Origin of the sequence: Mycobacterium sp., assembly GCF_035633495.1 — a bacterium.
Lineage (GTDB): Bacteria > Actinomycetota > Actinomycetes > Mycobacteriales > Mycobacteriaceae > Mycobacterium.
In genome coordinates this window covers 1-8,632 of the sequence record NZ_DASQEU010000030.1, presented here as the reverse complement: position 1 = coordinate 8,632, position 8,632 = coordinate 1, and the positions used below count along the sequence as shown (strand labels likewise).

At 67.5% G+C, this 8,632-nt stretch carries 7 protein-coding genes and 1 pseudogene; 2 read left to right on the top strand and 6 right to left on the bottom strand.

The window, feature by feature from the left end:
- The 6 genes from VET27_RS05485 to VET27_RS05460 all read right to left on the bottom strand — a co-directional run.
- On the bottom strand, window positions 1-1,752 hold a 1,752-nt coding region (locus VET27_RS05485), incomplete at its 3' end, for a RecQ family ATP-dependent DNA helicase (protein WP_526515917.1).
- Window positions 1,753-1,782: 30 nt separating this feature from the next.
- Entirely contained in the window at window positions 1,783-2,964 is a 1,182-nt protein-coding gene (locus VET27_RS05480) for a serine hydrolase domain-containing protein (RefSeq protein WP_526515915.1), read from the bottom strand.
- 127 nt (window positions 2,965-3,091) lie between these two features.
- On the bottom strand, window positions 3,092-3,490 hold the full coding sequence (locus VET27_RS05475; RefSeq protein WP_526515913.1) for a hemophore-related protein: 399 nt from the start codon (window positions 3,488-3,490) through the stop codon (window positions 3,092-3,094).
- A 287-nt stretch (window positions 3,491-3,777) separates the two neighbouring features.
- Window positions 3,778-4,824: a 4-hydroxy-2-oxovalerate aldolase gene (dmpG, locus tag VET27_RS05470; RefSeq protein ID WP_526515911.1), complete on the bottom strand. Its 1,047-nt coding sequence runs from the start codon at window positions 4,822-4,824 to the stop codon at window positions 3,778-3,780.
- The gene (locus VET27_RS05465) at window positions 4,821-5,756 is read right to left on the bottom strand and encodes an acetaldehyde dehydrogenase (acetylating) (RefSeq protein ID WP_526515909.1); all 936 of its coding nucleotides are present in this window, start codon (window positions 5,754-5,756) and stop codon (window positions 4,821-4,823) included. Before VET27_RS05465 ends, dmpG begins: the two co-directional genes overlap by 4 nt.
- Window positions 5,757-5,768: 12 nt before the next feature.
- Complete coding sequence (locus tag VET27_RS05460; RefSeq protein ID WP_526515907.1) at window positions 5,769-6,554, bottom strand: 2-keto-4-pentenoate hydratase; 786 nt, start codon at window positions 6,552-6,554, stop codon at window positions 5,769-5,771.
- A 71-nt stretch (window positions 6,555-6,625) separates the two neighbouring features.
- On the opposite strand from VET27_RS05460, the gene kstD reads away from it, so the two are divergent.
- Together kstD and VET27_RS05450 are read left to right on the top strand one after the other, a co-directional pair.
- Window positions 6,626-8,332: a 3-oxosteroid 1-dehydrogenase gene (gene kstD, locus VET27_RS05455; protein ID WP_526515905.1), complete on the top strand. Its 1,707-nt coding sequence runs from the start codon at window positions 6,626-6,628 to the stop codon at window positions 8,330-8,332.
- A 1-nt stretch (window position 8,333) separates the two neighbouring features.
- Window positions 8,334-8,632 (top strand): annotated as a pseudogene (locus VET27_RS05450) (3-alpha,7-alpha,12-alpha-trihydroxy-5-beta-cholest-24-enoyl-CoA hydratase); the annotation flags it as partial.

Here is an 8,632-nt window from a genome sequence, read left to right as displayed (position 1 = left end):
GGGCCTGGTGGTCCAGTCCCACGACGCCAGCACCTTCACGGCGGCCTGCACGACGTCCTCGGGCACCTCGGCATCGGGTTCGTCGAGCAGGCGACGCAGCCGGGCGCCCCAACCCAGGTCGGTGAGCCTGCCGATCACCCGTCCCGGTGCCGGCCCGTCGCCGATCTTGCCGCTCAGTTTCACGCCGAGCTTGGCCAGCCCGGACGGCCACTGCTTGCGGGGCGCGATCTCGACGCCGGGCCGCATGAGCCGCTGCCGGGTGTCCTCCGCCGACGACGCATCGACGTCGGCGTCGTACCGCTTTCCGGTGCAGTTGTCACAGCGTCCGCAGCGCTCGCCGTCGACAAGCTCCGGATCGTCGAGTTGGCCACGCAGGAAGGCCATTCGACAGCCGTCGGTCACCTGGTAGTCGAGCATCGCCTGCTGCTCGCGCTTGCGGGCCTCGTCGAGCTTGCGGTAGCGGGCCTCGTCGTACTCCCACGGCACCCCGGTGCCCACCCAACCGCCCTTGACGCGGCGAACCGCCCCGTCGACGTCGAGCACCTTCAGCACCATCTCCAGCCGCGTGCGGCCCAGATCCACCAACGGTTCGAGCGCGGGCGTCGACTGCGGCCGATCGGGCGCGAGGGCACCGATCACGTTGCGCACCATGGCCTCTGACGGGAACGCGACGGAGGAGAAGTAGCGCCAGACGTCCTGGTCCTCGTGGCCGGGCAGCAGCACCACCTCGGCGCTGGCCGTCGAACGGCCCGCGCGGCCGACCTGCTGGTAGTACGCGATCGGCGAGGAGGGCGCGCCGAGATGCACGACGAACCCGAGGTCCGGCTTGTCGAATCCCATGCCCAGCGCAGACGTGGCGATCAGCGCCTTGACCCGGTTGGCCAGCAGGTCCCCCTCGAGTTGTTCGCGCTCGGCGGTCTCGGTGGCTCCGGTGTAGGCCGCGACGGTGTGGCCTTGATCGCGAAGGAGCGCCGCGACGTCGTTCGCCTGCGCCACGGTCAGCGTGTAGACGATGCCCGAGCCCGGCAGTGAATCAAGCTGTGCAGCAAGCCAAGCCGCGCGTTGTGCCGGATTGCCCGCCTTGACCACCGACAGCCGCAGCGACTCGCGGTCCAGCCCGCCCCGAAGCACCAGGGTGTCCCGACCGCCGACCCCCAACTGGCTCGCCACGTCGTCGACGACGCGGTCGTTGGCCGTGGCCGTGGTCGCGAGCACCGGAACGTCGGTGCCGAGTTCGGCGATCAGCGTGCGGATGCGTCGATAGTCGGGCCGGAAGTCGTGGCCCCAGTCCGACACGCAGTGCGCCTCGTCGACCACGACGAGGCCGGCGTCGTGCGCCAGCGCGGGCAGCACCTGATCGCGAAAGTCGGGATTGTTCAGGCGTTCCGGGCTGACCAGGAGAACGTCGAGGTCTCCGTGCCGCACGCGGTCGTGGATCTCGCCCCAGTCGGTGACGTTACTCGAGTTGATGGTGGCCGCGTGTACGCCTGCCCGGTCGGCTGCCTGCACCTGGTTGCGCATCAACGCTAGCAGCGGCGAGACGATGACCGTGGGTCCGTGCCCGCTGGCGCGGAGCAGCTTGGCCGCGATGAAGTAGACCGCCGACTTACCCCAGCCGGTGCGTTGCACGACCAGCGCGCGGCGGCGGTGCACGACGAGCGCCTCGATCGCGGTCCACTGGTCGTCGCGCAGGATCGCCTGCGGTCCGGCCAACTGTTCGAGGATCGTCTGTGCCTGCTCCCGGGTGGCCATCACCCCATCGTGCCCGCCCCGTCCGACGGGCTAGCGATCGAGGCAGCGTCGAAGCGCGGCGGTCAGGTTGTTGGCGCGGTGATCGCGCGGTGCGATGAGGTTGTTGACGTAGCCGAAGCCCGTCTGACTGTCGGCATCGGCGAACCCGAGGCTGCCGCTGGCGCCATCGTGTCCGAACGACGAATCCGACAGCAGCGGCCGGAACGGGATGCCGTTGATCAGGAACCCCGTCGAGAAGCGGATGCCTGGCGCATTGAGCGCGGCAGACCAGCCATCACCCGCCGAACGCACGGTGACGGCATCGGCGATCGAGGCCGCGGTCAGCAGCGGCGCGCCCGTCACCGGAGACACCGCCGCGCCGTAGATGGCCGCGAGGGCACGGGCGTCGAGAATGGCGTTGGCCGCCGGGATCTGGGCGGCGTGCACCGCGGGTGAGTTGAAGTCACCCGCGCAGCCGTCGATCAGGGAGAACGGGAACGCCGAACCCAGGGTGACCGTGCGCACCGCGGGCGCCTTGCCGATGCGTCGCAGAATCTTGGGGAGGGCCCGGTAGCCGGTGCGCAGAAGCCGTGAACGCGGTGCGTGCATGCGGGCCACCCGGTGTTCCGCGTCGGCGGGAAGCCCGATCCAAGCGTTGGCGCCAAGGCCCTCGGTGAGGTAGTCGGCAAGCAGTGCACCCGGCATCTTCCCGGTGGCGCGGCGCAGGATCTCGCCGGTGAGCCAGCCGAACGTCAACGCGTGATAGGCGAAGGCGGTACCCGGTGCCCACAGCGGTCGCTGACCTTCGATGGCGCGGATCACCGGCTCCCACGCCAGCACGTCGTCCAGCGTCAGGTCGACGTCCAGCGCCATCAGCCCGGCCCGGTGCGCGAACACGTCGCGAATCACGATGTCCTGCTTGCCATTCGCGGCGAACTCGGGCCACACCGTCGCGACCGGCGCGTCGAAGTCGAGCAGCCCGCGCTGTTGCGCCAGGTAGCCGCAGAGCGCCATCAGCCCCTTGGAGACGGAGAAGCCGATGGTGAGCGTGTCGGCGGTCCATGGCCTGCCGGTGACGGCGTCGCCGGTGCCGCCGTACAGGTCGACGACCAGACGGCCGTCGTGGTACACCCCGCACGCCGCGCCCATCTCGGCACCACGCCCGAAGTTTTCGACGAATGCGTCCGCGACCGGCCCGAAACCCTCGTCGGCGAATCCGGGGAAGGTGCTCACGGACGTCATCCAAACACGGCCGGGACGCATGGGCGTTCGCATACCCCGGAAGCACTCATCGCGCTGACGGAAACCGCCAGCGCGATGAGGCTGTTGCCCATTAAGTGCCTGTTGAGGCGACTCGTTTTTACAGCGACTTCAGAGCGTCGACCACCTGGTTCGGCCCCACCTGTGTGTCGCACTGCGTGGACAGCTCGGTGACGGGCTGTTGGATCGCCTTCAGGTCGTCGGCCACCTTGGGGTTGGCGGTGAAGTACGTCCGGTAGGACACCTCGGCCTGAGTTGGCGACTGCTTGGAGATGTCCGTCAGCGCCTGGTTGGTCTCGGGATGCGTCTGCAGATACGTGCTCATGGACAACGACACCGAGCTGACGGTGGTGGCCATGCCGCTGGCACTGCACTGGTCCGGCGCGGCGTTCGCGCTCGGCATGACGATCGCGGCGGATGCGATGCCTCCCAGCAGGCCACCGGCGAGTACGCCGTACAGGCCGCGCCGGGCGGTCATGGTGGTCTTGTTCGAATTCATCGAATACCTTCCTTTGATCTGCGACGGGTTCGTCCATCGCAGTCAAGGCGTAGCCGCATGCTGGCGTACTAAACACCGACGACTCCACGTCGGCCCTCGACCCGCCGGCATCGATGCAGGCCGCACCGCCTTAATCGCCAATCGAGAATTCTTTGCTTAGCCCGACTACTTAGCGGCTTTTCGGTCCGGCCACGGACAACAACCCCGAACCTGACATCGCCGGTGATATCAGGTTCCGAGACGGCCCCATGCCCCGCTGATTGATGCCCGTGTGGCGCCTGTGACGACTATGTGGTCGCGGCGTCCTGCTCCCGCTTGATCTCCAACGCGATGTCGATGAGTTGATCCTCCTGGCCGCCGATCAGCTTGCGCTGACCCGCCCGGTGCAACAGCTGGTGCGCGGGCACGCCGTAGCGCTCCGACTGGCGGATCGCGTGCTTGAGGAAGCTGGAGTACACCCCGGAGTAACCCATGACCAGTGCGTTGCGATCCAGCAGGCACTCGGCGGGCATGGCGGGGCGCACCACGTCCTCGGCGGCGTCGGCGATCTCGAAGAAGTCGATGCCGGTCTTGACGCCGATCTTGTCGAACACCCCGATCATGGCCTCGACCGGGGCGTTGCCCGCACCCGCGCCGAAGCGCCGCGTGCTGCCGTCGATCTGCTTGGCGCCCGCCCGCACGGCCTCCACCGAGTTGGCCACGCCGAGGCCGAGGTTCTCGTGGCCATGAAAACCAACTTGAGCATCCGACCCCAACTCGGCGACCAGCGCGGCGACCCGGTCGGCCACGCCCTCGAGCACCAGCGCACCCGCGGAGTCCACGACGTAGACGCACTGGCAGCCCGCGTCGGCCATGATGCGGGCCTGAGCGGCCAGCTTCTCCGGGCTGATGGTGTGGCTCATCATCAGGAACCCGACGGTCTCCAGGCCCAGTTCGCGCGCCAGCCCGAAGTGTTGGATCGAGACGTCGGCCTCGGTGCAGTGGGTGGCGATGCGGCAGATCGACCCGCCGTTGTTCTGCGCCTCCTTGATGTCCTCCTTGGTGCCCACCCCGGGCAGCATGAGGAAGGCGATCTTGGATTCCTTGGCCGTCTCGGCGGCCAACCTGATGAGTTCCTGCTCGGGGGTCTTGGAGAAGCCGTAGTTGAAGCTCGAGCCGCCCAGCCCGTCCCCGTGGGTGACCTCGATGACCGGAACCCCCGCAGCGTCCAGCGCCGCGACGATGGAAGCCACTTCGTCCTTGGTGAACTGGTGACGCTTGTGGTGGCTCCCGTCGCGCAGCGACGTGTCGGTCATCCGGACGTCCCAGATGGGGTTGAAGTAGATGTCGCTCATGCGTGAGCACCTCCGGTGGTCGTCGACAGCGATTCCTTGGCGATCTCCTCGCCGACCTTCGTCGCCGCGGCGGTCATGATGTCCAGATTCCCGGCGTACGGCGGCAGGTAGTCGCCCGCACCCTCGACCTCGACGAAGGTCGTCACCAGCGCGTGCCCGCCCGAGTGCACCGACGGCGGGTCGAACTGGGGCTCGTTGAGTAGCCGGTAGCCGGGCACGTAGGTCTGCACCTCCGCGATGACTTCCTTGATCGACTTGGTGATCGCGTCCTGATCGGCATCCTCGGGGATGGCGCAGAAGATTGTGTCGCGCATGATCATCGGCGGATCGGCGGGGTTGAGGATGATGATGGCCTTGCCGCGCCTGGCGCCGCCGATGACCTCGACGCCCCGGCTGGTGGTCTTGGTGAACTCGTCGATGTTGGCGCGGGTGCCCGGCCCGGCTGAGGCCGACGACACCGACGCCACGATCTCGGCGTACGGCACGACCCCGCCCTGTTCGGCGACTGCGCGACACACTGCGTAGACCATCGGGATGGTGGCCTGCCCACCGCAGGTGACCATGTTGACGTTCGGCGCATCGAGATGTTCGCGCAGGTTCGCCGGCGGGATCACTCCAGGCCCGACAGCGGCCGGGGTCAGGTCGATGGCGCGGATGCCCGCCTCGGCGTAGCGCGGTGCGGCGTCGCGGTGCACGTAGGCGCTGGTGGCCTCGAAGAGGATGTCCGGCTTCTCGTCCAACGCCAACAGCCAGTCCACGCCTTCGTGGGAGGTCTCCAGGCCCAGCTTGCGCGCCCTCGCCAAACCCTCGCTCTCGGGATCGATGCCGATCATCCAGCGCGGCTCGAGCCACTCCGAGCGGAGCATTTTGTACAGCAGGTCGGTGCTGATGTTTCCGGACCCGACGATCGCGACGGATGCCTTGCGAGGCATGTGCACTCCCATTTATTCGAACGACAGGTGGACTGAACCTAGCCGGTCGAAATCAGCTACGAAATCGTCGCCTGGACGTGCATCTATCGCACGCGTGCAGGACCCGGGCAGCACGATGTCGCCGGCCCTCAACCGAACCCCGAAGTCGTCGACCTTGCGGGCCAGCCAGGCGACGGCGGTCACCGGGTTGCCGAGCACGGCGTCGCTGCGCCCCTCGGCGACGACCTCGCCGTTGCGGGTCAGGACCGCGTCGATGGTGCGGATGTCGATGTCCTTGGGCGACACGCGGGCCTTGCCGAGCACCCAGCCCGCCGACGACGCGTTGTCGGCGATCGTGTCGCACAACTTGATCTTCCATTCGGTGATCCTGGTGTCGATCAACTCGATCGAGGGGGCGAAGGCGGCCGTTGCGGCGAGCACGTCGTCCTCGGTGCACCCGGCACCGGGCAGGTCGTCGGCGAGGATGAAGCCGACCTCGACCTCGACGCGCGGATACAGGAACCGGCCCGCCGCGACAGGGACGTCCTCGAAGACCTCCATCTCGTCGAGCAGATGACCGTAGTCGGGCTCGTCGACGTTCATCATCTTCTGCATCGCCTCGGACGACAGGCCGACCTTGTGCCCGATCACCCGAGCGCCCTCGGCGACGCGCTGACGAATGTTGATCAACTGGATCTCATAGGCATCGACGACGTCCATGCCGGGAACGCCGTCCGTCAGCGGCTTCATCGGTACCTTGCTGCGCTCGGCATGGGCCAGTTCGGCGGCGAGTTCGTCGCGTACTTCAACGGACAACATCGGTGAAGTCCCCTCGTTTCGTCGACCGGCGCAGTTGTGGGTCGGCCGGACGATTCTATAACGTGTTCTACATGACTCAGCAGGAGTACGACGTCATCGTGGTCGGTAGCGGCGCCGCGGGCATGGTGGCCGCACTCACCGCCGCCCACCGGGGACTCTCGACACTAGTCGTCGAGAAGGCTCCGCACTACGGAGGTTCTACCGCACGCTCGGGTGGTGGCGTCTGGATTCCGAACAACGAAGTCCTCGAGCGCGATGGGGTCAAGGACACGGCCGAGGCGGCCCGCATCTACCTGCACACGATCATCGGCGATGCCGTTCCGCCGGAGAAGGTCGACACCTATCTGGAGCGCGGTCCGGAGATGCTGTCGTTCGTACTGAAGAACTCGCCGTTGAAGCTGTGCTGGGTGCCCGGCTATTCCGACTACTACCCGGAAGCCGCCGGTGGCAAGCCCTGCGGGCGCTCCGTCGAGCCAAGGCCGTTCAACGCGAAGAAGCTCGGCCGCGATGAGGCCGGCCTGGAGCCTGCGTACGGCAAGGTTCCGATGAACATGGTCGTGATGCAGCAGGACTACGTGCGGTTGAACCAGCTCAAGCGCCATCCGCGCGGCGTGCTGCGCAGCCTCAAGGTCGGCGTGCGCGCGACGTGGGCCAAGGCCACCGGCAAGAACCTGGTCGGCATGGGCCGCGCACTGATCGCGCCGATGCGGATCGGGCTGCAGAAGGCCGGTGTGCCAGTCCAGCTCAACACCGCACTGACCGACCTGTTCGTCGAGGAGGGCGCCGTGCGCGGCGTCTACGTCCGGGACGCCAACGCCCCGGAATCCGACGAGCCCCGGCTGATCAAGGCCCGACGCGGCGTCATCCTCGGCAGCGGCGGCTTCGAGCACAACGAACAGATGCGGGTGAAGTACCAGCGCGCTCCGATCACCACGGAGTGGACCGTGGGCGCTTCTGCCAACACCGGCGACGGCATCCTGGCCGCCGAAAAGCTCGGTGCCGCACTGGAGATCATGGAGGACGCCTGGTGGGGGCCCACGGTCCCGCTGGTCGGGGCCCCGTGGTTCGCGCTGTCCGAGCGCAACTCCCCCGGTTCCATCATCGTCAACACCAGCGGCAAGCGATTCATGAACGAGTCGATGCCGTACGTGGAGGCGTGCCACTGGATGTACGGCGGCGAGTTCGGCCAGGGCGAGGGCCCCGGCGAGAACGTACCCTCCTGGCTGATCTTCGACCAGCAGTACCGCGACCGCTACATTTTCGCGGGACTGCAACCGGGACAACGCATTCCGAAGAAGTGGCTCGAGTCTGGGGTCGTGCTCAAGGCCGATACGCTCGAGGAGTTGGCCGAGAGGACCGGCCTGCCACTCGGCGAGTTCTCCGACACCGTCGACCGCTTCAACGGCTTCGCCCGCTCGGGCGTGGACGAGGACTTCCACCGCGGCGACAGCGCCTATGACCGCTACTACGGCGATCCGACCAACAAGCCCAACCCCAACCTCGGCGAGATCAGCCACGGCCCCTTCTACGCGGCCAAGATGGTGCCCGGCGACCTGGGTACCAAGGGCGGCGTCCGCACCGACGTCAACGGCCGGGCGCTGCGCGACGACGGTTCGGTCATCGACGGCCTCTACGCCGCGGGCAACGTCAGCTCGCCGGTGATGGGACATACCTATCCGGGTCCCGGCGGCACCATCGGACCCGCCATGACCTTCGGCTACCTCGCCGCGCTGCACCTGGCCGCCGCCGCGACAGCGGCATCAGAGACAGAAGCCTGACGTGCCGATCAATCTCGACGAGGCGATTGGCGCCGAGCTGCCACCGGTCGAATTCTCTTGGAGCAGTAGCGATGTGCAGCTGTACCACCTCGGCCTCGGCGCAGGCGCCGATCCGCTCGACGAGCGCGAGTTGCGCTATCTGGCCGACGACACGCCTCAGGTGCTTCCGACGTTCGGCAACGTGGCGCAGACCTTTCACATGACCGAACCACCGACGGTGAAGTTTCCCGGCATCGACATCGAGCTCTCCAAGGTGTTGCACGCGAGCGAGGCGATCACCGTCCCCGGTCCGATCCCGCC

Bases quoted from the DNA above. Each gene is read 5' to 3' on its own strand.
- VET27_RS05460 (WP_526515907.1), bottom strand. From the start codon at position 6,554: ATGTTGTCCGTTGAAGTACGCGACGAACTCGCCGCCGAACTGGCCCAT.
- kstD (WP_526515905.1), top strand. From the start codon at position 6,626: ATGACTCAGCAGGAGTACGACGTCATCGTGGTCGGTAGCGGCGCCGCG.
- dmpG (WP_526515911.1), bottom strand. From the start codon at position 4,824: ATGAGCGACATCTACTTCAACCCCATCTGGGACGTCCGGATGACCGAC.
- VET27_RS05475 (WP_526515913.1), bottom strand. From the start codon at position 3,490: ATGAATTCGAACAAGACCACCATGACCGCCCGGCGCGGCCTGTACGGC.
- VET27_RS05465 (WP_526515909.1), bottom strand. From the start codon at position 5,756: ATGCCTCGCAAGGCATCCGTCGCGATCGTCGGGTCCGGAAACATCAGC.